General features: G+C 66.3%; 18 protein-coding genes and 1 pseudogene. 11 read left to right on the top strand and 8 right to left on the bottom strand.

Annotated elements, in window-relative coordinates:
• Positions 1-438 precede the first annotated feature (438 nt).
• On the top strand, positions 439-1,221 hold the full coding sequence (gene hisN, locus FLL57_RS00700; protein WP_013500849.1) for a histidinol-phosphatase: 783 nt from the start codon (positions 439-441) through the stop codon (positions 1,219-1,221).
• Between the two features lie 15 nt (positions 1,222-1,236).
• Here hisN and FLL57_RS00695 read toward each other — a convergent pair whose 3' ends face one another.
• Positions 1,237-1,821 (bottom strand): TetR/AcrR family transcriptional regulator, encoded by a 585-nt coding sequence (locus tag FLL57_RS00695; RefSeq protein ID WP_142881876.1) that lies wholly within the window; start codon positions 1,819-1,821, stop codon positions 1,237-1,239.
• Positions 1,822-1,882: 61 nt separating this feature from the next.
• Here FLL57_RS00695 and FLL57_RS00690 point away from each other — a divergent pair, with 61 nt between their 5' ends.
• A complete protein-coding gene (locus FLL57_RS00690; protein ID WP_142881875.1) occupies positions 1,883-2,314 on the top strand; it encodes a VOC family protein in 432 nt (143 codons plus the stop codon).
• Positions 2,315-2,346: 32 nt separating this feature from the next.
• Positions 2,347-3,114, top strand: a complete 768-nt coding sequence (locus FLL57_RS00685; protein ID WP_013500846.1) for a sulfite exporter TauE/SafE family protein — start codon at positions 2,347-2,349, stop codon at positions 3,112-3,114.
• Between the two features lie 16 nt (positions 3,115-3,130).
• On the opposite strand, the pseudogene FLL57_RS00680 reads toward FLL57_RS00685, so the two are convergent.
• A pseudogene (locus tag FLL57_RS00680) lies at positions 3,131-3,761 on the bottom strand (LysE family translocator).
• 188 nt (positions 3,762-3,949) lie between these two features.
• Between FLL57_RS00680 and FLL57_RS00675 the strand changes: the two are divergent.
• The gene (locus FLL57_RS00675) at positions 3,950-5,371 is read left to right on the top strand and encodes a lytic murein transglycosylase (RefSeq protein ID WP_013500844.1); all 1,422 of its coding nucleotides are present in this window, start codon (positions 3,950-3,952) and stop codon (positions 5,369-5,371) included.
• Between the two features lie 55 nt (positions 5,372-5,426).
• On the opposite strand, the gene FLL57_RS00670 is transcribed toward FLL57_RS00675, so the two are convergent.
• Positions 5,427-5,645 (bottom strand): hypothetical protein, encoded by a 219-nt coding sequence (locus FLL57_RS00670; protein ID WP_142881874.1) that lies wholly within the window; start codon positions 5,643-5,645, stop codon positions 5,427-5,429.
• Here FLL57_RS00670 and dapA point away from each other — a divergent pair.
• Entirely contained in the window at positions 5,638-6,561 is a 924-nt protein-coding gene (dapA, locus tag FLL57_RS00665) for a 4-hydroxy-tetrahydrodipicolinate synthase (protein WP_142881873.1), read from the top strand. The two genes, FLL57_RS00670 and dapA, sit on opposite strands and share 8 nt — an antisense overlap.
• A gap of 143 nt (positions 6,562-6,704) precedes the next feature.
• On the top strand, positions 6,705-8,315 hold the full coding sequence (locus FLL57_RS00660) for an SGNH/GDSL hydrolase family protein (protein ID WP_142881872.1): 1,611 nt from the start codon (positions 6,705-6,707) through the stop codon (positions 8,313-8,315).
• 19 nt (positions 8,316-8,334) lie between these two features.
• On the opposite strand, the gene FLL57_RS00655 is transcribed toward FLL57_RS00660, so the two are convergent.
• Positions 8,335-9,069, bottom strand: coding sequence for an SDR family NAD(P)-dependent oxidoreductase (locus FLL57_RS00655; protein WP_142881871.1), 735 nt, complete (start codon positions 9,067-9,069; stop codon positions 8,335-8,337).
• Positions 9,070-9,209: 140 nt separating this feature from the next.
• Between FLL57_RS00655 and FLL57_RS00650 the strand changes: the two genes are divergently transcribed.
• On the top strand, positions 9,210-9,986 hold the full coding sequence (locus FLL57_RS00650) for an SDR family NAD(P)-dependent oxidoreductase (protein WP_142881870.1): 777 nt from the start codon (positions 9,210-9,212) through the stop codon (positions 9,984-9,986).
• 2,562 nt (positions 9,987-12,548) lie between these two features.
• On the opposite strand, the gene FLL57_RS00645 is transcribed toward FLL57_RS00650, so the two are convergent.
• Both FLL57_RS00645 and gltB read right to left on the bottom strand, forming a co-directional pair.
• On the bottom strand, positions 12,549-14,003 hold the full coding sequence (locus FLL57_RS00645) for a glutamate synthase subunit beta (protein ID WP_142881869.1): 1,455 nt from the start codon (positions 14,001-14,003) through the stop codon (positions 12,549-12,551).
• 197 nt (positions 14,004-14,200) lie between these two features.
• Entirely contained in the window at positions 14,201-18,940 is a 4,740-nt protein-coding gene (gene gltB / locus FLL57_RS00640; protein ID WP_013500838.1) for a glutamate synthase large subunit, read from the bottom strand.
• A gap of 414 nt (positions 18,941-19,354) precedes the next feature.
• Between gltB and FLL57_RS00635 the strand changes: the two genes are divergently transcribed.
• A complete protein-coding gene (locus FLL57_RS00635) occupies positions 19,355-20,125 on the top strand; it encodes a hypothetical protein (protein WP_142881868.1) in 771 nt (256 codons plus the stop codon).
• A gap of 100 nt (positions 20,126-20,225) precedes the next feature.
• Positions 20,226-21,596, top strand: coding sequence for an IS1182 family transposase (locus FLL57_RS00630; RefSeq protein WP_142881867.1), 1,371 nt, complete (start codon positions 20,226-20,228; stop codon positions 21,594-21,596).
• A 149-nt stretch (positions 21,597-21,745) separates the two neighbouring features.
• Here the strand turns inward: FLL57_RS00630 and FLL57_RS00625 are convergent, their stop codons facing one another.
• The gene (locus FLL57_RS00625) at positions 21,746-22,222 is read right to left on the bottom strand and encodes an Hsp20 family protein (protein ID WP_013500836.1); all 477 of its coding nucleotides are present in this window, start codon (positions 22,220-22,222) and stop codon (positions 21,746-21,748) included.
• A gap of 216 nt (positions 22,223-22,438) precedes the next feature.
• On the opposite strand from FLL57_RS00625, the gene FLL57_RS00620 reads away from it, so the two are divergent.
• Both FLL57_RS00620 and galU read left to right on the top strand, forming a co-directional pair.
• Entirely contained in the window at positions 22,439-23,383 is a 945-nt protein-coding gene (locus FLL57_RS00620; protein WP_013500835.1) for an alpha/beta hydrolase, read from the top strand.
• A gap of 123 nt (positions 23,384-23,506) precedes the next feature.
• The gene (gene galU / locus FLL57_RS00615; RefSeq protein WP_013500834.1) at positions 23,507-24,382 is read left to right on the top strand and encodes a UTP--glucose-1-phosphate uridylyltransferase GalU; all 876 of its coding nucleotides are present in this window, start codon (positions 23,507-23,509) and stop codon (positions 24,380-24,382) included.
• Positions 24,383-24,409: 27 nt separating this feature from the next.
• Here the strand turns inward: galU and FLL57_RS00610 are convergent, their stop codons facing one another.
• Complete coding sequence (locus FLL57_RS00610) at positions 24,410-25,918, bottom strand: sensor domain-containing diguanylate cyclase (protein WP_013500833.1); 1,509 nt, start codon at positions 25,916-25,918, stop codon at positions 24,410-24,412.
• Positions 25,919-26,046: the final 128 nt, after the last annotated feature.

Here is a 26,046-nt window from a genome sequence, read left to right as displayed (position 1 = left end):
GATGGCAAGCGGCCCAAGTCTAGGGAGGAAACGCCCAAGGAGGGCAGCGATAGCGCGAGGCGCTACCGCACCGCAACAATATGCGACCGCGCCGCACAAAGCGCAAGTGTTTTCGGGCGATTCTCCATGCAAAAAACGCATGTCAGAGCACCGTCCACGCCGCGGAACTGGTCAGAATATTTGAGGTGGATCAATGAGATGGGAGCGGTCGCGACCAAAGGCCGCTCGACCTCCGCGGGCGAATCCGAGCGCTCGTGTCGCACCCGGTTCCACCTCGCTACGGCCCGCCTCAAAGCTGTGAGTGCGGCTTATTATCGATGATTCAGCCTATGGACCGGGACTCGCCCGCCATAATAAAGGAGGCAGGGTTCGATCGCGCGCGGCTAAGATGAGGCCGCGATTCCATCTCCTGCCCGCAATGCTCGCAAAGGATCGCCCGTGACGGTCATCGATTTCGCCGCCTTTATCGGCCGCCTTGCGACCTCGTCGGGCGACACCATCCTGCCGTTCTTCCGCACCTCGCTGACGATCGACAACAAGCAGACCGGCCGCGATTTCGATCCTGTGACCGAGGCCGACCGAGCCGCCGAGGCGGTGATGCGGCGACTGATCAAGGCGAGCTTTCCCCAACACGGCATCATCGGCGAAGAATTCGGCAACGAGCGCGAGGACGCCGATTACGTCTGGGTGCTCGATCCGATCGACGGCACCAAATCTTTCATTGCCGGGTTCCCGGTGTGGGGAACGCTGATCGCGCTGCTGCACAAGGGCGTACCGGTGTTCGGGATGATGCACCAGCCGTTCATCGGCGAACGGTTTTCCGGCGACAACGGCTCCGCGAGCTACAAGGGCCCGTCCGGCGAGCGCAAGCTCGGCGTGCGGCGCTGCGCGGCGATCAAAGACGCTGTGCTGTTTACGACCTCGCCGCTGCTGATGAACGACGCCGACCGAGCCATCTTCGAACGCGTCCAGGCCCAGGCGCGGCTGACCCGCTATGGCGGCGACTGCTATTCCTACTGCATGCTGGCGGCCGGACAGCTCGATCTGGTGATCGAGACCGAGTTGAAGCCTTACGACGTCGCCGCCCTGATCCCGATCATCACCGGCGCCGGCGGCATCATCACCACCTGGGAAGGCGAACCCGCCCAGAACGGCGGCCGCATCATCGCCGCCGGCGACAAGCGCGTGCACGAAGCCGCAATGAAGATCCTGAACGGCTGAAACCCGAAGCGGCGGTCATCGCCGCAGCCCCTCGATCAGCGCCCGCAGCACGGCGAGACAGTCGCCGCGGTCGCCGCCATGTGCGATCTCCAGCGCCGCACGATCGAAAGCGGCGCCGAGCAGTTTCGCTGCGGCGTCGATCGGAATCGGCGCGATCGCGCCAGCCTCGACCGCGGCCTGAAGCCCATCCCGTAATGTCCCGACGCCGTGCCGGGCGTCGATTGCGTCGGCCTCGGCGCGGCCGAGCACCGCGGGGGCGTCGATCAGCAGCAGCCGGGTGCGGCCCGGTGCGGCCATCGCGTCCAGATACGCCTGCCCACCCGAAATCAGCGCTGGGATCGCCGAGCCCTCAGCCGCGCCGGCCTCGACTTCCGCCGCCACCGCGGCGGATTCGGCCTCGACGACCGCCCGAAACAGCGCCTGCTTGTCGGCGAAGTGGTGGTACAGCGCGCCGCGGGTGACGCCCGCCGCCTCGACCAGGTCGGGAGTGCTGGTGTCCGCATAGCCGCGGGCGACGAACGCCTGCCGGGCAGCGGCGATCAAGGCCGCCTGGGTGGCGCTGGACCGTTCGGGATTGGTGCGTCGCTTGGTCGCCTTCATACATACAACCTGCATGTTTATACATACACACTGTATCTTTTTATTGGCGAGGAGGAAAGCGATGCGACCGACCAGCTACTACCCGGTGATCATGACCTCGGACGTCGCCGGCACGGCGCAGTTCTACGCCGCGCATTTCGGCTTCCGGCCGCTGTTCGAAGCGGACTGGTACGTCCATCTGCAATCGGCCGAGGATCCCGCCGTCAACCTGGCGATTCTCGACGGCCAGCACGCGACGATCCCCGCCGGCGGCCGCGGCCGGGTGTCGGGTTTGATCCTGAACTTCGAAGTCGACGATCCGGACCGCGAGTACGAGCGGCTGCAGCGGGCCGGCCTGCCGATCCTGCTGGCGCTGCGCGACGAGGATTTCGGCCAGCGCCATTTCATCACCGCCGATCCGAACGGCGTGCTGATCGACATCATCAAGCCGATCCCGCCGAGCGCGGACTATGCGGCGCAATATGCCGACGGCGCCGCCTCCGCACAGCCATGAGCAGACTGCGGGTTGTGTGACACCGGACGAGCATGCAATTTGCTCTCGTGTCCGATCCGTTTCTCCTGATCATCGCTGCGGTCTTCGCGTTCGCCGGTTTCATCAAGGGCGTCATCGGCCTTGGCCTGCCGACCGTGTCGATCGGCCTGCTCGCGATCGCGATGCCGCCGGCCCAGGCGGTCGCCATCGTGATCGTGCCGGCGATCGTCACCAACATCTGGCAGACCTTCGTCGGCAGCTATCTGCGCGACATCCTGCGCCGGCTGTGGCCGCTGCTGCTCGGCACCGTGATCGGCATCCGCCTCGGCGCCGGCCTGATGACCGGGCCTTACGCCCGCTACGGCGCGCTGGTGCTCGGCGTGCTGCTGGTGGCCTACGGGATCCTCGGCTTGAGCAAGCGCCGCTTCCACCTCGCGCCCGGCCGGGAGAAATGGGTCGGCGGCCCGGTCGGTCTGATCACCGGGGTGATCTCGGCCGCGACTGGTGTCCAGGTGATTCCGTCGATGCCGTATCTCCAGGCGATCGGAATGGAGAAGGACGAGCTGGTGCAGGCGCTCGGCGTGTTCTTCACCACCGCGACGCTGGCGCTGGCCGTCAACCTCACCGATGCCGGCCTGCTGTCGACCGCCACCGCCCTGCCCGGCGTGATCGCGATGGTGGCCGCCTTCGCCGGCATGTTCGCCGGCCAGGCGGTGCGCACCCGGATGCATCCCGACACGTTCCGGCGCTGGTTCCTGTTCGCGCTGATCGGGCTCGGCATCTACCTCGCCGCCACCACGCTGGTGAAGCTGATCGGCTGACTGCCGGGGGCCCCGATCAGGCACGCGCCAGCGCCACCCGCACGCCGAGCGCGACGAACAGCGCCCCGAGCCCGCGGTTGATCCATTGCAGCACCGTACCGGAGCGACGCAGCCGCTTCGCCGCCCGCGCCGCGAAAGCGGCGAGCCCCAGGCAATACAGCGTGCCGTTGACCACGAACACCAGCCCGAGCAGCAGAAAGGCCAGCGCCTTGTGCGGCGAATCGGCGGCGACGAACTGCGGCAGGAAAGCGAGAAAGAACAGCGCCACCTTCGGGTTCAGCACATTGGTGAGCATGCCCTGGCGAAACACCGCCGGCAGCGACAGCGCCGGGGCGGCACCTGCGCTCGCGGCGAAATCGGCGGGCCGGGACAGCAGCATCCGCACCAAGCCAGATCAGATAGGCGGCGCCGGCCAGCTTGAGCACGCCAAACGCCAGCGTCGATGCCATCAGCAGCGCCGACAACCCCGCTGCCGCCGCGGCGACGTGCACCAGACAGCCGGCGCCGACGCCGAGCGCAGCCGACGCCCCGCCCCGCCAGCCGAACTGCACGCCGCGGCCGACGATGTAGGCGGTGTCCGGCCCGGGCGTGACATTGAGTAGCAGTCCGGCGGCGACGAACAGACCGAAATCATGAATGCCCAACATCGCGGTTGCACCTGTCCTGCGGCAGCTTCAGGCATCTCGGCCGCGAATCTCGCGGGCGGTCAAGTCCGCCGCGCCGGCCGCCGTTCGGTACGGCCGCTGACGCCGGAAAAACGCTTTGTTAAGCTGATTGAAACGTGAAGCTGGCCTCCTCGCGCAGGGGGGCTCGGACGAGCAGACGGGATCAAGCGATGACGGTAACTCACAATCGGCTGGCACGCATGGCAACGGCGGCGCTGATCGGCGCCGCGCTGCTGCCGGCGCCTGCGGCGGCGCAGACCGGCGAGCGCAGCAATCCGTTTGCGATCTTCGACCTGTTCACCGGCGCGCTGCCAAGCGGCCGCCCCGCCGCCCCCGCCACGCCGCAGCCGGTGGCCGCACCGGCGCAGGCACCGATTCCGGCGCCGGTTCGTTCGACGCCGCAATGGAGCGGCGAGGATGGGGCCTCCGGCCATCCGCTGATGACCGCAGCGGCGATCCGGCAGGCGGCGGCCAATTTCGACAATTGCGTCGCCTCGATGTGGCCGGACGCCGCGCGCCGCGGCATCTCGCGCGAGAGCTTCGCCCGCTTCACCGCCGGGCTCAGCCCCGATTTGCGGCTGATGGACCTGATGGATTCGCAGCCCGAATTCACCAAATCGATCTGGGATTATCTCGACATCCTGGTCAACGACACCCGGCTCGCCAAGGGCCGCGAGATCCTGGCGCGCTATAAGGCGGAGTTCGACGCCGTCGAGCGCGCCTACGGCGTCGACCGCTACATCATTGCCTCGATCTGGGGCATCGAATCGAACTACTCGACCCAGATCGGCGACCGCTCGGTGGTGAACTCGACCGCGACGCTGGCCTGCGTCGGCCGCCGCCAGAATTACTTCAAGGACGAATTCCTCACCGCGCTGGAGATCCTGCATCGCGGCGACCTGCGGCCCGAGCAGCTTCGCGGCTCGTGGGCCGGCGCCTTCGGCCCGACACAGTTCATGCCGACCTCGTTCAAGCGCTTCGCGGTGGATGCCGACGGCGACGGCCGACGCGACGTCGTCGACAACCCCTACGACCTGATCGCCTCGACCGCCAACAACCTGAAGAAGGACGGCTGGCAGAGCGGCGAGACCTGGGGCTACGAGGTCGCGGTGCCGAAGGGTTTCAACTACATGCTGGCCGACCGCCGCCGCATCCAGTCGCTGGCGCAGTGGCAGCAGATGGGGGTGCAGCGCCCGACCGGGCAGCCGTTCCCGCGCCCGTCCGACAAGGCCTATCTGCTGGCGCCAGCCGGCGCCGATGGCCCCGGCTTCCTGATGCTGACCAATTACCGGGTGATCATGAAATACAACCCGGCCGAGGCTTATGCTCTGGCGATCGGCCATTTCGCCGACCGGCTGCGCGGCGGCGCCCCGTTGGTCCAGGACTGGCCGCGCCAGGAAAAAGCCCTGTCCCGCACCGAAAAGCTGGAATTGCAGCAGCTTCTCGCCAACCGCGGCTTCTACCGCGGCACCCCCGACGGCCAGTTCGGCAGCATGACACGGGAAGCGCTGCGGAATTTCCAAGCCTCGATCGGCGCGCCCGCGGACGGGTTCGCGACCGGGGAGATGCTTGAGAGGTTGAGAGGAAGGTAGCCGCTGCTTTAAAGAAAGTAGCTGCTACTCTCCCGGGCCGGCGCAGCTCGATCTCTCAATTGACATCGAGCTTTCTACCGCCCATCCTCCGCCGCATGATCGTTCGTGCCGCCGCCTCGAAATCGAAAGCCAGCGCTCCTTCAGGGGCCGGTGGCTTGCGCGCGCGATAGATCAGTTTCGCTTTCAACGCACGCACCCCAACCCCGCCGGTTTCGACGGGGTTTTTTATTGCTGCTCCGTCTTCCGGTCCGCCAAGGAGATCGAAGATGGACACCTGCACCGACCAGCCCGAGGAATCGCCACCGCCGCGCGGGCTATGGCTGCCGCTGATCACGCCGTTTCGCGATGGCGAGCTCGACGCCGCATCGCTGCGCCGATTGATCGCCCACTACGCGCGCGCTCCGCTCGACGGGCTGATCCTCGGCGCCACCACCGGCGAAGGGCTGACATTGAATGAAGACGAGCTCGAGCGCCTGGTGATGCTGACCGCCGACGCGCTGGCGGCGAGCGGCCGCGAGCTGCCGGTGTATCTCGGGCTGTCCGGCAGCGACACGCGCAAGCTTACCAAGGCACCGGGGCGGACCGTGCGCTGGCCAGTCGACGGCCTGCTGATCGCATGCCCGTATTACACCCGCCCGTCGCAGCACGGAATGGAACTGCATTTCGAAGCCGCAGCCGACGCCACCGCGCGGCCGATCCTGATCTACAACATCCCGTACCGCACCGGCGTCAATCTGCACAACGAGGCGATGCTGCGGCTCGCCGAGCGCGCCAACATCGTCGGCGTCAAGGATTGCTGCGCTGATCCGGCGCAGACCGCGGAGCTGCTGCGGCTGCGGCCGCCGGGCTTTGCGGTGCTCACCGGCGAGGACGCGCTCGCTTTCGATGCGCTGAGCCGCGGCTGCGACGGCGCGATTCTGGCCTCGGCGCATCTGGAAACCGAAGCGTTCGCCGCGATGATGCATCGGCTACAGGCCGGCGACCGGCTCGGCGGGACGACCGAATGGCAACGGCTCGCCGACCTGCCGAAGCTGCTGTTCGCCGAGCCCTCGCCGGCGCCGATCAAGCATGCGCTGTGGCGGCGCGGGCTGATCGACAGCCCCGAGGTGCGGCTGCCGATGACGCCGGTCTCCGCGCCGCTCGCCGCCGCCCTCGACGCCCGGCTGTGGCCCGGCCGATCGGCGGCCTGATCGGCCCGCACGGCCCGGCCGAAGCCCTTGACGGGGATCGCCGGGCTCGCCTTATAGCGACGAAAGCTGCCCGGTTGCGGCCCGAATCCGCTAGTATAGGGATCAGCTCCCGTTCCGAACGGTAGCGATTGCGCAAGATCCGTATGTCCGACAAGCCGAGATCGTTTTTTGGCGTCTTCACCGAGCGCGGCCCGCTGGCCGTGCTGGCGGTCGCCGGCGTGCTGCTGTTCGGCATCGCTGCGCCGGCCTCGGCGCAGTTCTTCGATTTCGGCGGCGGCCCGCCGCAGCGCCAGCAACGCGGCGGCGGAGGAGGCGGATTCGGCTGGTTCGGCAACGATGTGTTCCAACCGTTCCACCAGAACCAGCCGCAGCGCCGCGCCGCGCCGCGCGAGGACTATTCCAAGGCGCCGGCCCCCGAGAAGCGCGAGACGATCCCGGACCGCACCGTGCTGGTGCTCGGCGACTCGATGGCCGACTGGCTCGGCTATGGCCTGGAGCAGGCCTATGCCGAGCAGCCCGAAATGGGCGTGGTGCGCAAATTCAGGACCATCTCCGGGCTGTTGCGCTACGCCCCGAAGGGCGAGCCATCGGACTGGGTCGGCGCCGCCAAGGAGGTGATCGCCCAGGAGAACCCGGACGCGATCGTGGTGATGCTCGGCCTGTCGGACCGGATTGCAATCCGCGAGCAGGCGACGCCCGACAAGGACAAGAAGAAGGACGACAAGGCCGCCAAGCCCGGCGAGGAAGCCAAGCCGGACGACAAGGCCGCCGACAATGCGGCGGACGACGACGAGGACGACGACGATTCGCTGCGGATCATGACCGAGAAGGGCAAGCGCGCCGCCAGCGGCGTCGCCCAGTTCCGCGAGGATCGCTGGTCGGAGCTGTACGCCAAGAAGATCGAGGACCTGATCAACGTCCTCAAGGCTAAGAACGTGCCGATCCTGTGGGTCGGCCTGCCGGCGGTGCGCGGCACCAAGGCGACCTCGGACATGCAGTTCCTCAACGCGCTATTCCGCGACGGCGCCGCCAAGGCAGGCATCACCTATGTGGACGTCTGGGACGGCTTCGTCGACGAAGGCGGCCGCTATGTGCTGCAGGGCCCGGATTTCGAAGGCCAGATCCGGCGGCTGCGCTCCTATGACGGCGTGTATTTCACCAAGTCCGGCGCCCGCAAGCTGGCGCACTATGTCGAGCGCGAGATCGCCAGGTTGCTGGCGGCGCACAGCGGCCCGATCGCGCTGCCGACCGAGCCGGCAGCCCCCGAAGAGGCCAAGCCTCCGAGCGGCCCGGCGCCCCGCCCTGCCGCTGGTCCGATTCTGCCGCTGGTCGCCTCCTCGGTCTCGACCGACCGCCTGCTCGGCGGACCGGGCACGCAACCGGCGCCGGTCGATGCGCTGGTCGCCCGCACGCTGGTGAAGGGCGAGCCGCTATCGGCGCCCGCCGGCCGCGCCGACGACGACGTCTGGCCGCGCCGGGAAGTGTCGATCGAAAAGGCCCAGGAGCCGCCGCCGCCGAAGGAGCAGCCGAAGCCGGAGACCCCGGTGGCAAGCGCCAAGCCCAGTGGCGGCGCGCCGAGCGCCTCGGCGGGATCGCAGCCGCAGCAACAACAGCAGCGCCGCGTCGCCCGCTCCGCACCGCCGCCCCCACCGCCGACCGCGTCGGGATTCTTCGGCTTCGGAGCGCCGCCGCCGCAACAGGGCCGCCGCGCCCCGCCGCCGAGCGCCTCCGGATTCTTCTCGATCTTCCGCTGAGTAGGCGCGGCGGCGCCCCTTACAAAATCAGCCCGCCGTCGACGACCAGCGTCTGGCCGAGCACATAGGCCGACAGCGGCGAGGCCAGGAACAGCGCGGCGCCGGCCATGTCTTCCGGCGTGCCGAGGCGCTTCATCGGAATGCCTTCGATCGCGCCGGCGAGCCGCTTCGGATTGTCGGTGGTGACCTTGGTCATCTTGGTATCGACCAGGCCCGGCGCGATGCCGTTGACGCGGATGCCGTCCTCGGCCCAGGCCTGCGCCAGCGTCCGGGTCAGGCCGTAGGCGCCGGTCTTCGAGGCGTTGTAGGCGGGATTGCCCTTGGTGGCGTGGAATGCCGCGGTCGACGACACGATGATCAGCTTGCCGGACGCCGCTTTGAGCTGCGGGTGGAATTTCGCCGCGCAGGCCATCAGGCTCATCAGGTTGACTTCCATCACGTGGCGGAAGCCGTCCATCTCGAACTCGCCGCGGCGATAGATCACCGCGCCCTGCGCCAGCACCAGCACGTCGAGCTTCTGAATCGGCGGCGCGAACGCATCGACCGCCTGCGGCTTGCCGACGTCGAGCTGGACGTAAGTCAGTCCATCGAAGTTGCTGCCGTCTTCGACCGCGTAGTCCGATGGCGCCGCGCGCGTGCCGGTGACGCAGACCTCTGCGCCGCGGGTGCGAAACGCCTGCGCGATGCCGTTGCCGATGCCGCTCGAGCCGCCGACCACCAGAACCTGCTTGCCGCTGAAATCGAGATCGCTCACGCGCGTCCTCCTGTTTGTTTGTTGTTCGTCGTCTGCGCGACGTTTGACCTGTGTGTCGATCGATGTCAGCCTTGTCAATCGGAAGGCAGCGCGCCGCGCGCCCGCACATTCCGCAACAAGAAACAAACCGGAGGAAACCGATGTCGTACAAGCCCCTCAGCCGTTCGGTCAAAGACTTGCGCGTTCTCGTCACCGGCGCCGCGAGCGGCATGGGCCGCGCCACCGCGCATGTGTTCGCCGACGAAGGCGCGCGCGTCGCCGTCACCGATGTTACCCTCGCCGGCGCGCAGCCGGCCGCCGACGCCATCAAGGCGCGCGGCGGCGATGCAACGGCTTTCGCGCTCGATGTCGGCGACGCGCAGGCGATCAAAAGCGGCGTCGAACACATCGCGCAGTCACTCGGCGGGCTCGACATCGTCATCAACAACGCCGGCATCTCGGCGGCGCTGCCGATCGACGATGCGAATTACGACGCGGTGTGGGAGCGCGCGCTGAATATTCTGCTCACCGCGCATCCCCGCGTGATCCGCGCCGCGCTGCCGTATCTGCGCAAGTCGCAGAGCCCGCGCATCGTCAACATCGCCTCCACCGAAGCGCTCGGCGCCACCGCGCCGCACAGCCCGTATTCGGCGGCAAAGGCCGGCGTCACCGGATTGACGCGCTCGCTCGCGGTCGAGCTCGGCCCCGAGGGCATCACCGTCAATTGCATCTGCCCCGGCCCGATCACCACCGGCATGACCGACCGCATCAGCGCCGAGCACAAGCAGAAATACGCCCGCCGCCGCACAGCTTTGCACCGCTACGGCGACCCGGAAGAAGTCGCCCACATGACGCTCAGCCTGTGCCTGCCCGCCGCATCGTTCATCACCGGCGCGGTGATTCCGGTCGACGGCGGGCTGATGGCGCGGAATGCGTGAGGGATATCCGCTAAGGGTTAGCTCGGGCGATTAGTCGTCCGCGCCGCGCTTCTCCCTGCACCGTCGTTCCGGGGCGCTCGCAACGCGAGCGAACCCGGACCCCCGAGCTGATAGCAAAGAGATTCCGGGTTCACGCAGCTTCGCTGCGTGCCCCGGAATGACTCGTGGATAGTTTGCAAACCCGTGGATAGTTTGTACCTCGTAGCGTCGCTCCGCCCCCAACCGTCATCCCCGCGCAGGCGGGGATCCAGTATCCCGGAGCGCTCGCAGCAAAGCACCGCATCGCCACAGGCGCTCTGGAATACTGGGTCGCCCGATCAAATCGGGCGATGACGCCGTGAGTGAGGCAGGCGCCCCGCATCTCCACGTTGTCCGATCCACACTGTCAAACAGCCACGGCCAATCGCTCTCGCGGCTCGATGAGCCCGAGCTGTGCGCCCGTCGCTATCGCAGCGAGGGGCGGGGCGCGCCGTGCGGCGCTAAGGGTGGATCTTGTCGCGAGGGCTTGCGATCCCTCGCGCAACGCCTTACGGCGCGCCCACCGCGGCGATCTTTGGGCCGAAGGACCGTTCTTCCGGGACACAGCGAGCTTGCGGGCTTTCCCCGGCCTCCACTGTACCCGTCCAGCCTCTGAAGCGGCGGCCGCTCGTAGTAGCGGCGGACGGTGACCCTCGGCCTCCCGGGCCACGTGGCTGCGAACCACGCGACGCAGGACGCCGCCCCTCTCCCCGCCTCAAGACGCCTCCGGAGGCGCCCCTCGATGGGAGAGGTGATGAGCATTTATTCCTATTCGACATGCTTGTCAACGTTGATTTTTGCCGCTTGGCGGCGGGCGCATTTCCACTGCGCGTTTCGAGCCCGGTCGACGGCGGCCTGATGGCGAGGAATGCGTGAGGGCTATCCGCTAAGGGTTAGCTCGGGCGATTCGTCGTCCGTGCCGCGCTTCTGCCTGCACCGTCGTTCCGGGGCGCGCGCAACGCGAGCGAACCCGGAACCCCGAGCCGATAGCAAAGAGATTCCGGGCTCGCGACCTTACGGTCGCGCCCCGGAATGACGCGTGGTTAGTTCGCCTCGCGCGTCATGGCCGGGCTTGACCCGGCCATCCATCGGCCTTCGTCCTAAGCGATTTCGATGATGCCGCGCTGTGCGCGCGATGGATGCGCGGGTCGAGCCCGCGCATGGCGCCTGTGTGAGTGATCGTCTGTAGGATGGGTCGAGCAGCGCGAAACCCATCGCTTTACGGCGCGTCGAGGAAAGGATGGGTTTCGCTGCGCTCAACCCATCCTACGGCGTTGCTATTGCGCCGCTTACCGCGGCAGCGTGGTCGCGCCCATCAGGAACCGGTCGATCGCTTGGGCGCAGAGGCGGCCTTCGCGGATCGCCCACACCACCAGCGACTGGCCGCGGCGCATGTCGCCGGCGGCGAAGACATTATGGACTTACGACAGCCGATACGAATTGGCGGCGAGACGGCACCGCCGAAGCCCAGCTAGTCATCGTCATCATTTTTTGGTTCGAATTCGAATTCCCCCTGCACAGGTGGCGAACTCTTCTTCGCTTGGGATGGCTCGACATGCTCTTGATAGGCTGCAACAGCAACGTAACTACTGGGACGATTGGGCAGAGGCCTCAGATGCGGAGGCACGTACCGGCCCTGAAGCCGCCCCTTTCTTTTGTTCGCCATGAGGTCCAACCTAAGCTCGATCGATGGAACACCCGTACGAGGAACAACGCATTCGAGTTACTTGGCGACGATTCGGCAAGATGCCAAACTCTTCTGTTTAGAAACCGCATGCCTCCTGGAGGGATGACTAATTTCAGCCATCTGACGAGCTCAGCTCAACCGTCCTCAATGCAATGGTATTTGGTGCCGGCAATCGGCATCTTGGCCATTGAGGCGTGTTTCAATCACCCTCCGCTGGCAAACTTTGGCATCGGAACTTTGGATCAGAGCTGCAAGCGGCAGTCCCGGATTGCGGAGGCCCGCTCTTGCCCACACGAGGAACGGTGAAAGAAGGAGCCGTAGTTTCGCAGCATCTAATGGGAATAGCGGGCTGATTGGCGGGCTTGACCCGGCAATCCATCCTTCGAGGCGCCCCTGCTACGCTCTTCGAGCTGCGCCGCGGCTCCTCAGGATGAGGCCGTGCTGTTGGGTGAGTTGGGCGCTACGCGCTGATGGCGCGGCGTACGGTCGCACCCCTTACCCCACGTCATTCCGGGGCGCGCGAAGCGCGAGCCCGGAATCCATACGCCGCAGTATCGGCGATGTGGCAGAGTCGCAGTGACGCCCGCCTCGACGTTACCACGAACGCAGGGGTTATGGATTCCGGGCTCACGCGCTGCGCGCGTGCCCCGGAATGACGGGTCGAGAGTCCGTCGTGGTTCGCGCAGCATGGTTGTGCTACCGCGCACGCCTCACCACCACCCGTCATCCCCGCGTAGGCGGGGATCCAGTTTTCCAGAGCGCTCGCAGCAGAGCACTGCATTGCGACCGACGCTCTGGGATACTGGGTCGCCCGATCAAGTCGGGCGATGACGGTGTGGGAAGGGTCGTTTCGACGCCTACCTCGGCAGCGTCGTGCTACCCATCAGGAACCGATCGATCGCCTGCGCACACAGGCGGCCTTCGCGGATCGCCCACACCACCAGCGACTGGCCGCGGCGCATGTCGCCGGCGGCGAACACCTTGTCGACCGAGGTGGTGAAGTGCGACAGGTCGGCCGCGACGTTGCCGCGCGGATCGAGCGCGACGCCGAGCTGGGTGAGGAGACCTTCCTTGACCGGCGAGACGAAGCCCATCGCCAGCAGCACGAGGTCGGCTTCGAGCACGAATTCGGTGCCGGGGATCGGCTGGAACTTGGCGTCGACGCGGACGCAGTTCAGCTTCTTGACGACGCCGCCCTCGCCTTCGAACGACTGCGTCATCACGGCGAATTCGCGCTGCGCGCCTTCGGCCTGGCTCGAGGAGGTGCGCATCTTCATCGGCCAGTTCGGCCAGGTCAGTCCCTTGTTCTCGCGCTCCGGCGGCGCCGGCATGATCTCGATCTGGGTCACCGACTTGGCGCCCTGACGGATCGAGGTGCCGATGCAGTCCGAACCGGTGTCGCCGCCGCCGATCACCACCACGTTCTTGCCGGCGGCGAGGATGTCGGTGCCGTTCACGGCTTCGCCGGAGACGCGGCGGTTCTGCTGGGTGAGGAAGTCCATCGCGAAATGGATGCCGGCAAGCTCACGGCCCGGGATCGGCAGATCGCGCGGCGCTTCGGCGCCGCCGGTCAGCGCCACGGCGTCGTACTGCTTCAGGAGCTCGGCCGGATCGACCGCGCCCGGAGCGCTGCCGCCGACCGGCGCGCCGTAATGGAAGGTGACGCCCTCGGCCTCCATCTGCGCGACACGGCGGTCGATCAGATGCTTCTCCATCTTGAAGTCCGGGATGCCGTAGCGGAGCAGACCGCCGGCCTTGGCGAACTTCTCATAGACGTGGACGTCGTGACCGGCACGCGCGAGCTGCTGGGCGCAGGCGAGGCCGGCCGGGCCGGCGCCGACGATCGCGACGCTCTGACCGGTCTTGACCGCGGCAATCTCCGGCTTGACCCAGCCGTTGTCGAACGCGGTGTCGACGATCGCGCATTCGATCGTCTTGATGGTGACCGGGTTGTCGTCGATGTTCAGCGTGCACGACGCTTCGCACGGCGCCGGGCAGATCCGGCCGGTGAATTCCGGGAAGTTGTTGGTCGAGTGCAGGGTGCGCGCGGCTTCCTGCCAATAGCCGTTGTAGACCAGATCGTTCCAGTCCGGGATCTGGTTGTTGACCGGGCAGCCGGTCGCTCCCGGCTGCGGCGAGCCGGTGCCGTGGCAATACGGGATGCCGCAGTTCATGCAGCGTGCGGCCTGGTCGCGCAGGTCTTTCTCGCTGAGCGGGACGACGAATTCGTTGTAGCCCTTGATCCGCTCGGCGACCGGCGCATAGGCGCGATCATGCCGCTCGATTTCCAGAAACCCCGTGACCTTGCCCATCGAACTCTGACGCCTCGAATTCTTGTCTTCGACTTTAAGTCTTCGTTTCGTGGCCCTCATGGTTCGAGACGGCGCTTCGCGCCTCCTCACCTCGAGGGGACTGTGCTGGTTGCCGGACAGCGGCACGCCGCGCGTCCGGCCCTCATCCTGAGGAGCGCGCCTGCGGCGCGCGTCTCGAAGGATGAGCGATCGAGACCCTACGCCCCGATCGCGATCTTCGGCTCCTCGGCGGCGCGAGCTTTCATCTCGCGCAAGGCGCGGCGATACTCGACCGGCATCACCTTGCGGAATTTCGGCAGGTAGCTCGCCCAGTTCGCCAGGATGTCCTGGGCGCGCTTGGAGCCGGTGTACTTGGCGTGGCGCGAGATCAGCACGTGCAGCCGCTCGACGTCGGCGCCGAGCAGATCGGCGAACACGTCGACCTTGCCGTGCGCTTCGAGATCGCCGGCCTGATGGAACGCGCCGGCGTTGATCATCTCTTCCGACAGCACCGGCTCGAGCTCGACCATCGCCATATTGCAGGTCTTGGTGAAACAGCCGTCCTCGTCCAGCACGTAGGCGACGCCGCCCGACATGCCGGCCGCGAAATTGCGCCCGGTCTTGCCGAGCACCACCACGATGCCGCCGGTCATGTATTCGCAGCAATGATCGCCGGCGCCTTCGACCACCGCGACCGCGCCCGAGTTACGCACCGCGAAGCGCTCGCCGGCGATGCCGCGGAAGTAGCACTCGCCCTCGATCGCACCGTACATCACGGTGTTGCCGACGATGATCGACTCTTCCGGCACGATGCCGGAGATCGCAGGCGGCCGGACGATGATTTTGCCGCCCGACAGGCCCTTGCCGACGTAGTCGTTGCCTTCGCCTTCGAGATCGAAGGTGATGCCGCGCGCCAGCCAGGCGCCGAACGCCTGACCCGCGGTGCCCTTGAGGTGCACCTGGATGGTGTCTGCCGGCAGGCCGGCGTGGCCGTAATGCTTGGCGACAGTGCCGGACAGCATCGCGCCGGCCGAGCGGTCGGTGTTGTTGATCTCGATCTCGAACTTCACCGGCGCACCGCGGTCGATCGCCGCCTGCGACTTGGCGATCAGCTTGCGGTCGAGCACGCTGTCGAGATGATGATCCTGATATTCCGAGTGGAAGATCGTCTGCCCCTTCTCCGCCTTCTGCTTGAAGAACAGCTTGGAGAAGTCGAGGCCCTTGGCCTTCCAATGCGCCACCAGCGCGGCCTGATCGAGCATCTGCGACTGGCCGACCATCTCGTTGAAGGTACGGTAGCCGAGGCTCGCCATCAGCTCGCGGACTTCTTCGGCGACGAAGAAGAAGTAGTTGATGACGTGCTCGGGCTGGCCGGTGAAGCGCTTGCGCAACACCGGATCCTGGGTCGCGACGCCGACCGGGCAGGTGTTGAGATGGCACTTGCGCATCATGATGCAGCCGGCCGCGATCAGCGGCGCAGTGGCGAAGCCGAACTCGTCGGCGCCGAGCAGCGCACCGATCACGACGTCACGGCCGGTGCGGAAACCGCCGTCGACCTGCACGGCGATACGCGACCGCAACCGCTCGCGCACCAGGGTCTGGTGGGTTTCGGCAAGGCCGATTTCCCACGGGCTGCCGGCGTGCTTGATCGAGGTCAGCGGCGAAGCGCCGGTGCCGCCTTCGAAGCCCGAGATGGTGACGTGGTCGGCGCGCGCTTTCGCAACACCCGCCGCGACGGTGCCGACGCCGATTTCCGACACCAGCTTCACCGAGATCGCGCTCGACGGATTGACGTTCTTCAGATCGTAAATGAGCTGCGCCAGATCCTCGATCGAATAGATGTCGTGGTGCGGCGGCGGCGAGATCAGGCCGACGCCGGGGGTCGAGTGGCGCACCGCCGCGATGGTCGCGTCGACCTTGTGGCCGGGCAACTGACCGCCTTCGCCGGGCTTGGCACCCTGCGCCATCTTGATCTGGATCATGTCGGAATTGGCGAGATATTCCGTCGTCACGCCGAACCGGCCCGAAGCGACCTGCTTGATCGCCGAACGCATCGAATCGCCGTTCGCCATCGGCTTGAAGCGATCCGGCTCCTCGCCGCCCTCGCCGGTGTTCGACTTGCCGCCGATCCGATTCATGGCGATCGCCAGCGTGGTGTGCGCCTCGCGCGAGATCGAGCCGAAGCTCATCGCGCCGGTCGCGAACCGCTTGACGATCTCGGCCGCCGGTTCGACTTCGGCCAGCGGCACCGGCTTGCGGCCTTCGGCCTCGGCGCCCTTGATCTTGAACAGGCCGCGCAGCGTCAGCAGCTTTTCCTGCTGATCGTTGAGCAGCTTGGCGAAGGCGCGGTAGCGCTCCTGCGAGTTGCCGCGCACCGCGTGCTGCAGCGTCGCGACAGAATCCGCCGTCCAGGCGTGGTCTTCGCCGCGGGTGCGGAAGGCGTATTCGCCGCCGACATCGAGCGCGGTCTTGTACACCAGCGCATCGCCGAACGCGTCGCGATGGCGGCGCACGGTCTCTTCGGCGATTTCGGCGAGGCCGACGCCCTCGATCTGCGAATGGGTGCCGGCAAAGTACTTGGCGATGAAGTCGTGGCGCAGGCCGACCGCATCGAAGATCTGCGCGCCGCAATACGACTGGTAGGTCGAGATGCCCATCTTGGACATCACCTTCAAGAGGCCCTTGCCGATCGACTTGATGTAGCGCTTGACGATCTCGTAGTCGTCGAGCTTGGCCGGCAGCCGGTCCTTGAGCGCGATGATGGTCTCGAACGCCAGATACGGATTGATCGCCTCGGCGCCGAAACCGGCCAGGCAGGCGAAGTGATGCACTTCGCGCGGCTCGCCCGACTCGATCACCAGTCCGACCGAGGTGCGCAGGCCGACGCGGATCAGATGATGATGCACGGAGGCGCAGGCCAGCAGCGCCGGGATCGGAATCCGATCGGCACCGGCGGCGCGGTCGCTGAGGATGATGATGTTGACGCCGTCACGCACCGCGGATTCGGCGCGGGCGTTGAGGTCGTCGAGCACCTGCTCCATCGCAGAGGCGCCGAGCGCGGAATGGAACGTGGTGTCGAGCGTGCGCGACTTGAAGTGCGGATCGCCGATCTCGGAGATCGAGCGGATCTTCTCGAGGTCGCCGTCGGTGAGGATCGGCTGACGCACTTCCAGACGCTTGGTGCCGGCGAGCTCTGCGGTGTCGAACAGATTCGGCCGCGGGCCGATGATCGACACCAGGCTCATCACCAGTTCTTCGCGGATCGGATCGATCGGCGGGTTGGTGACCTGGGCGAAGTTCTGCTTGAAATAGGTGTAGAGCAGCTTCGGCTTGTCCGACAGCGCCGACAGCGGCGTGTCGTTGCCCATCGAGCCGTTGGCTTCCTCGCCGGTCGAGGCCATCGGCGTCAGCAGGATCGAGATGTCTTCCTGCGTATAGCCGAACGCCTGCTGCCGATCGAGCAGCGGCAGGTTGGAGCGCTGGCCCTTGACCGGCGCTTCCTTCAGCTCTTCGAGCACGATCTGGGTGCGATGCAGCCAGTCGGCATAAGGATGGCTGGCGGAAAGCTGCGCCTTGATCTCTTCGTCGGGAATCAGCCGGCCCTGCTCGAGATCGACCAGCAGCATCTTGCCCGGCTGCAGCCGCCACTTGGTGACGATCTGGTCTTCCGGAATCTTCAAGACGCCCATTTCGGACGCCATCACGATGCGGTCGTCCTTGGTGACCAGATAGCGCGCCGGGCGCAGGCCGTTACGGTCGAGCGTGGCGCCAATCTGGCGGCCGTCGGTGAAGGCGAGCGCGGCCGGACCGTCCCACGGCTCCATCAGCGCGGCATGGTACTCGTAGAACGCGCGGCGCTTCTCGTCCATCAGCGGGTTGCCGGCCCACGCTTCCGGAATCATCATCATCACCGCGTGCGGCAGCGAGTAGCCGCCGCGCACCAGGAATTCGAGCGCGTTGTCGAAGCAGGCGGTGTCGCTCTGACCCTCGTAGGAGATCGGCCACAGCCGGCTGATGTCCTTGCCGTACAGCTCCGAATGCACCGAGGCCTGCCGGGCGGCCATCCAGTTGACGTTGCCGCGCAGCGTGTTGATCTCGCCGTTGTGCGCGACCATGCGGTACGGATGCGCCAGCGACCAGGTCGGGAAGGTGTTGGTCGAGAACCGCTGATGCACCAGCGCCAGCGCACTGGCGAAATCGTCCTCGTGCAGGTCGGGATAGTACTTGCCGAGCTGGTCGGCCAGGAACATGCCCTTGTAGATCACGGTGCGGCACGACAGCGACACCGGATAGTAACCGGCGAGGCCACGCTCGCGGCGCTGATAGATCGCGTTCGAGATCGACTTGCGCAGGATGTAGAGCTTGCGCTCGAATTCGTCCTCGGACTTGATCGCACTGCCGCGGCCGATGAACACCTGCATGTTGGCAGGCTCGGTGGGCTTGACGGTCTCGCCGAGCGAGGAATTGTCGGTCGGCACGTCGCGCCAGCCGAGGAAGGTCAGGCCCTCGGCCTTGATGCGGTCCTCGATGATGCTCTTGATCACCTTCCGCCACGAGGTCTCGCGCGGCATGAACAGCGCGCCGACGGCGTATTCGCCGGGCGCCGGCAGCGAGAAGCCGAGCTCGGCGGCCTTGCGGCTGAAGAAGGCGTGCGGGATCTGCACCAGAATGCCGGCGCCGTCGCCGGCACGCGGATCGGCACCGACCGCGCCGCGATGCTCGAGGTTGCAAAGAATGCGCAGCGCGTCGCAGACGATCTGATGCGACTTGACGCCCTTGATGTTGGCGATGAAGCCGACGCCGCAGGCGTCCTTCTCGCGCGACAGGTCGTACAGACCTTCGGCGGCCGGGCGCCAAGTGTGCTCATGCGCGTGTTCGGGCACGGCGGTTTTGACAGCCGAGTCCGCCGTCAGCGCATTGGCAACCATGTTTTCGCGCGCAAGCTCAGACCCGCTCATCTTCGTCCTCTTCATCCCGGGAGGGGATACTCCAGTGTCGGCGCAGCTCAGGCGGTCGCGGCACCCTCCGGGCCACCGCTCGCGCTCTGCGAGCCACGATTTGCGTATTCAGACCCCGGTGTCCATATCGCCCAACGGACAATGAGGTGCCGCGCGCGACGTCCATCGCCTCGCGTGACGCTGCAAACCCCGTGCCGGGATACCACCGTAAATGAGACAGCGATGCTGTCCTAGCACGACTTTGCCAAATTTTTGTCTAGCACACAAGCGCGCCCGAGTCCTCCGTTGGATCGATCCGCCGTCGCCGCGGATTCACGCCAAATGCGCCGCGTTTGGGCCAACCCCCGGTCAAATTCCCCCGCGAGGCTCCCGCCCGCGCCACGCCGGAGCGGGCGCTGCAGGGAGCTTCGAACCATGAAATTCAAAGGGTGGGTGATGTCGGCCGGTCTAGCCGCGACCGCCGCAACCACGGCGATGGCCGATCCGCTGCCGGCCGGCGGCGCCGCACGGCCGCCCGTCACCAGTGTGTCGGACATTCAGGGCTCTTACGCGGCGATGCCGCCGCCGCGAGAGACGCGCCGCGCGGCGCCGCCGGTCGACGCGCTCGATGTGTTGTCGCCGGATGCAGTCACCCGGGCGGCACGCGCCGAAGGTTTCGCGCCGCTCGGCTACCCGCGCCAACGCGGCCTCGTCTACACCATGGCGGTGATCAATCCGGACGGCGACGATGGTCGCCTGGTGATCGACGCCCGCACCGGCAGGCTGGTCCGGTTCATGCCGGCGTGGCAGATGGGCGACCGGATGGAAGAGGTGACGGTCGCCAGCTACGGCCGGATCCAGGGCCTGCCGCGCTTCATCGAACGCAATCCGCCGCGGCCGCCGAAGCCGGTCGCGCGCGTCGCCGCCCGAAATCCGGCCACCCCGCTCCCCCGGCCGTCGCCGCAGCACCCTGCGGGTGAAAAGGCGGCCAAGGCCGCTGGCGCCGACGCCGCCAAGGACGGCTCGAAGCCGGCGCTCGATCAGGCCAAGCAAGACGGAGCCCGCGCGCCGAAGCAGGACACCGCCACGGTCCAGACCTCGCCGGCCGTAACGCCATCGGCCGCGGGTCCGGCACCGGCCCAGGCAAAGTCATCCGCCACCATCCTCCCGACCGAACCGCTGCCGCCGGTGCAGACGCTGGAGTGAAGACGGCAGACCATCACACAAAGGCGCCCCGGTTGCCCGGGGCGCCTCAGACTGCTGACAAACTCCTCGCCATTGGCGGGGAGTTTTGATTCCATGGGTGATGCTTCGCAAACCCTCACCGCAACAGACTTCGATCGAGATGGTCAGTCTCGACGGTCTGGTTCCGAAGGATCACCTGCTTCGCAAGATCGACGCGGTGATCGATTTTTCGTTCATCCACGATCGGGTCGCCGGGCTGTATTGCCCAGACAACGGCCGGCCGCCGCTCGATCCGACGCTGATGTTCAAGGCGCTGTTCATCGGCTACCTGTTCGGCATCCGCTCCGAGCGGCAGCTGGTGCGCGAGATCGAGGTCAACGTCGCCTATCGGTGGTTTCTGGGGTTGAAGCTGACCGATCCGGTGTTCGACGCCTCGACGCTCAGCCAGAACCGGCGGCGCCGCTACAACGACACTGCGGTCGCGCAGGACATCTTCGACGCGATCGTGACCCAGGCGATCGCCAAGGGGCTGGTCGATGGCACGGTGCTCTACACCGATTCCACGCATCTGAAGGCCAACGCCAACAAGAACCGCTACGACACCGCAGTGGTCGCCAAATCGCGGGCCGATTACTGGGATGATCTGGACGCCGCGATCGAGGCGGATCGCGCGGCCCACGGCAAGAAACCCCTCCCGGAGAAAGAGCGACAGCCGGTCGAGAAGGAGACCAAGGTGTCGCGGACCGATCCGGATGCCGGCTACATGGTGCGCGAAGGCAAGCCGAAGGGATTCTTCTACCTCGACCACCGCACCGTCGACGGCCGGCTCGGGATCATCACCGATACACACGCCACGCCGGCCAACGTCCACGACTCGATCGTCTATCTCGGCCGGCTCGATCGCCAACGGCAACGCTTCGGCTTTGATGTCGCCGCCGTCGGCCTCGACGCCGGCTATGCCACCTCAGGAATCGCCCACGGCCTGGAACAGCGCAACATTCCGGGCGTCATCGGCTATCGCCGGCCAACCCCGCCGCGGCCCGGCATGATGCCGAACAAGGCCTTCGCCTATGAAGCGGAGCTGGACAGCTATCGTTGCCCGCAGGGACAGTTACTCAGCTACTCCACCACCGATCGCACCGGCTACCGCCACTACAAGAGCGATCCTGCGATCTGCAAAGACTGTCCGCTGCTCGCCTCGTGCACGTCGAGCCGCAACGCGGTTCGTCTGATCACCCGCCACGTCTGGGCCGAGGCCCGCGAGCGCACCGACGCCAACCGTCTAACGCCCTGGGGCAAGCGCATCTACAAACGCCGCAAGGAGACGGTCGAACGTTCCTTTGCCGACGCCAAACAGCTCCATGGCCACCGCTACGCGCGCTTCAGAGGCCTGGTGGCCGTCAAATGCCAGTGCCTGCTGGCAGCCGCCGCCCAGAACATCAAGAAGATAGCCCTCGCACTGGCCACCGGGCCAATTCCCGCGCCAGGCTGAGACACCGGGCGCTGCGCCACTCGCCAAAAACAAAACCCCGCCGAAAATCGACGGGGTTTGTCAGCGGTCTGAGGCGCCCCGGTTGCCCGGGGCGCCTGCTTGGCTAGAGGTCTATGTAGCGACAGGGATTCGCCGAACGGCTCGCGGCGTTACGCGGCAGCCTTCTCGGTGTTGCTGGTGACCACCTGCGGGGCCGCCTGAGCATTGATGCTGATCGGAATGCTGCGCGGTTTCTTCGCCTCGGGGATCTCGCGCACGAGGTCGACGTGCAGCAGCCCATTTTCGAGGCTGGCGTTCTTCACCGTGACGTAGTCGGCGAGCTGGAACGCCCGCTCGAACGCGCGCGCGGCGATACCGCGATAAAGCACCTCAGCCTTGCCGGCCTCTTCACCGCCCTTCTCGCCCTTGATGGTCAGCGTGTTCTCCTTGCTGACGATCGACAGTTCGGACGGAGAGAATCCAGCGACCGCAACGGTGATGCGATACGCGTTCTCGCCGGTGCGCTCGATGTTGTAGGGCGGATAGCCGGGAGCCGCCGCGTCGGCGGACGTCTGGTCCAGCAGATTGAACAGCCGGTCGAAACCGATGGTGGACCGATAGAACGGGGTGAGATCGAAGCTACGCATGGTCAAAGTCCTCCTAGAAGCGACTATGTGACGACCCGCCCGCCATCGGGCCGGGCCATTCGTGCAGCCGGGAAGTCAGTTCCTGACCCCTTGGTGTGGCCTGCACCAAGATGATATGGGAGGGGTGTTTCGGGGTTCAAGAGGGGGCCCGAAGCTGTTCGCGCCAGCCGCATTCATCCCAATTTTCCAGGCATTTGCGCCCCTCCGGACCGGTCCATGACGCTCGTCTCGACTCCTGCCAATCCGGTGCCCGAAAACGCCGTCTCCGGTTTCATCAAGACGCCCGACGGGGTGAGCTTGCGGTTCGCGCGGTGGGAGCCGCCGGGGCATCGCAAGGGTACCGTGTGCGTCTTCACCGGACGCACCGAGCAGATCGAAAAGTACTTCGAAACGGTGCGCGACCTGCGCGATCGCGGCTTCGCGGTCGCGGCGCTCGACTGGCGCGGCCAGGGCCATTCGGAACGACGGCTGCGCGACTATCGCAAGGGCTATGTACGCAACTTCGCCGACTTCGAGGTCGACGTCGAAACCTTCGTCCGCGACGTGGTGCTGCCGGACTGCCCACCGCCACATTTCGCGCTGGCGCATTCGATGGGCGGAGCGGTGATGCTGCGAATCGCGCGCTCCGGCAAGCGATGGTTCGACCGCATGGTGCTGTCGGCCCCGATGATCGACCTCGCCGGCAACACCACCGCACTGCCGATCAGGCTGCTGCTGCGCGCGATGCGGCTGGCCGGCCAGGGCGGCCGCTACGTGCCCGGCGGCAACGACGTGCTCGCCAACACCGAGCCGTTCGTCGGCAACAAGCTGACCTCGGACCCGGTGCGCTACGCCCGCAACGCCGCGATCGTCGTCGAAGACCCGACGCTGGGCCTCGCCTCGCCGACCGTGGCCTGGGCCGACACCGCGTTCCGCGCGATGCACGCCTTCAAGGCCACCGACTACCCGTCGCAGATCCGGCAGCCGATCCTGATAACCGCCGCCGGCATGGACAGCGTGGTTTCGACTCCCGCGATCGAGGAGTTCGCCTATCATTTGCGAGCCGGTTCGCATTTGGTGATCCCCGGCGCCAAGCACGAAATCCTGCAGGAGCAGGATCGTTACCGCCAGCAGTTCTGGGCCGCGTTCGATGCTTTCGTACCGGGGACGCCGCTGTTCTGATGTGACATTCTGTCTCCGGCGACGCTGCACGCCGCGTTTCGGAACTTCACACATCCGCCTTGGTTGCAGGCTGCAAGACCGTCCGGTTTCGCCCTCACGTCCCTCTCGAAAGATTCCCAGCTCATGAAAATCCGCAAAGCCGTCTTCCCGGTCGCCGGCCTCGGCACCCGCGTTCTCCCCGCCACCAAGGCGATGCCGAAGGAGATGCTGACGATCGTCGACAAGCCGTTGATCCAGTACGTCGTCGACGAAGCGCGGGAAGCGGGCATCGAACACTTCGTGTTCGTCACCGGGCGCAACAAGGGCATGATCGAGGACCACTTCGACCGTCAGTTCGAACTCGATGTCACGCTGGAGAAGCGCAACAAGAAGAACGAGATGGAGATCCTGGCGCGGGACCAGCCGGAGGCCGGCGCGATGAGCTTCACCCGCCAGCAGGCGCCGCACGGGCTCGGCCACGCGGTGTGGTGCGCGCGCGACATCGTCGGCAACGAGCCGTTCGCGGTGGTGCTGCCGGACGAATTGGTGCTCAATACTCCGGGCTGCCTGAAGCAGATGATCCAGGCCGCCGAGAAGCTCGGCGACAAGGCCAACGTCATCGCCGTGGAAGAAGTGCCGGCCGACCGCACCCACCAGTACGGCATCTGCGGCGTCGGCAAGCGGACCGGCAAGGTGTTCGAGGTCGACGGCATGGTCGAGAAACCGGCTCCCGGCACGGCGCCGTCGAACCTGTCGATCACCGGGCGCTACATCCTGCAGCCCGAGATCTTCAAGATCCTGGCGACGCAGGAGCGCGGCGCCGGCGGCGAGATTCAACTCACCGACGCGATGATCGGGCTGTCGAAGACCCAGAAATTCTATGGCGTGGAGTTCGAGGGCGAGCGACACGACTGCGGATCGAAGGCCGGCTTCCTGCGCGCCAACATCGCGTTTGCAATGCAGCGCGACGACCTGCGCGACGCCCTGATCGACGACATGAAACGTTATCTCGACAAATAATCGCGCGGTACCGAAGCGCCGGAGAGGTTACGCCACCAGCGTGACCTCGCCCCGCACGGCGACGACGCAGCGGTTGCGGCCGAGCTCCTTGGCTGCATACAGCGCGCGGTCGGCGGCCTCGACCAGATCATGCCACTGATGCGCGGCAGCCGGCGTGGTGCTGGCGACCCCGACCGACACGGTCACGCCGCCTTCGATATCCGACCATTCCTGGACCTTGCGCCGGATGGTTTCGGCCACGGCTTCGGCCGCCGATGCCGTCAGGCCAGGCAACAGCACGGCAAATTCCTCGCCGCCGAATCTCGCGGCGCAGTCGCCCGCGCGTTGCACGGTATCTGCGATGCACACTGCGATGCCGACCAGCATCTGATCGCCGGCCTGATGACCGAAGCGGTCGTTGTAAGCCTTGAAGTGATCGGCATCGATCATCAGCAGCGCGATCGGGGTGTTCTGCCGGATGGCGCGGCGCCATTCTGTGTCGATCGCCGCATCGAATTTGCGCCGGTTGGTCAGGCCGGTCAGCGGATCAGTGATGGCGAGTTCCTCGAGTTGGCGCTCGGCCTGAGCCCGACGATCGATCTCGCGAAGAAAGAACACCGTCACGGCGGCCACGAAAGTGGCGAGAACCAACAGCACGATGCCGATCCAGGTCGCCTCGCGGCGCCACATCGCGTAGATGTCGTCCCACGACTTCGCCACCAGCACCACCAGCGGCTTGGTGCTGTCGCTCCAGACGAACATCCGCTGCACGCCGTCCACCGTTCCCACACCCGCAAACCAGCCGTTGCGACGTTCGAACATCTTCTGGACGCCCGGCGTGAACATCATGTTCTTGCCGATCAGCTCCTGGGTGAACGGGTTCCGGACCACCAGGGTGCCGTCCTGGGCGAGCACCGCGATCATGTCGTTGGGCCGAAGCCGCAGCCGCTTGAACAGATCCTGGAAGTAGCCGAACTTGATCGAGCCGGCGACGACGCCGAGGAACTGCCCGCCGGGACCGTTGATCCTTCGGCTGACCACCACCGAATATTGACCGTCGAGCTGCTGCGGGCCGCTGATGTACAGCCCGAAATACGGCTCGTCGCGATGGACGGCGAAGAACGGCTGGTCGCTCCGGTTCTCCTTTGCCGGGTGCAGCACCGCCGAATCGCGGGTCAGGTCGCCGTGCTCGTCATAGACCCGGATCGCGCCGAGATGCGGAGCCGGAACGAGATGATCGAACAGGATCAAGCGATCGATCGGCGGGGAGACGGAACGCAGTTCGGGCAGCAGCAGATTATTGGCGACCGAACGCAGCGAGGCGTCGTACAGCTCGATGTTGCGATTGATGTCGGCATCGATCGATGCGGCGAGATTCTCCAGCGTCTGTCGCGCCAGCTCTTCGGCGCCACGCCGCATATCGAGCAGCACGCTGCCGCACACCGCGGAAAAACCCAGCACGGTCACCAGCGAGAATCCCACCATCAGCCTGGCCGAGATCCGGCGGCGGCGGTGGATCTCTTTCTTGATGGTGTCGAGAAGACCGTGCGTATCCATCGGAACAGGTTCTACGCAATGTCTTGCGGAGCGCTTAAGTTGAGCTATTGACATAGCGTGCGGTTAACACCCGCTTTCACCCCGGGCCGTAAGCCCTGGCCGATGAACGAACCCGGCGACACGCCGAG

Origin of the sequence: Rhodopseudomonas palustris (assembly GCF_007005445.1) — a bacterium.
Taxonomy (GTDB): domain Bacteria; phylum Pseudomonadota; class Alphaproteobacteria; order Rhizobiales; family Xanthobacteraceae; genus Rhodopseudomonas; species Rhodopseudomonas palustris_G.
This window is presented reverse-complemented; position numbering and strand designations above follow the sequence as displayed.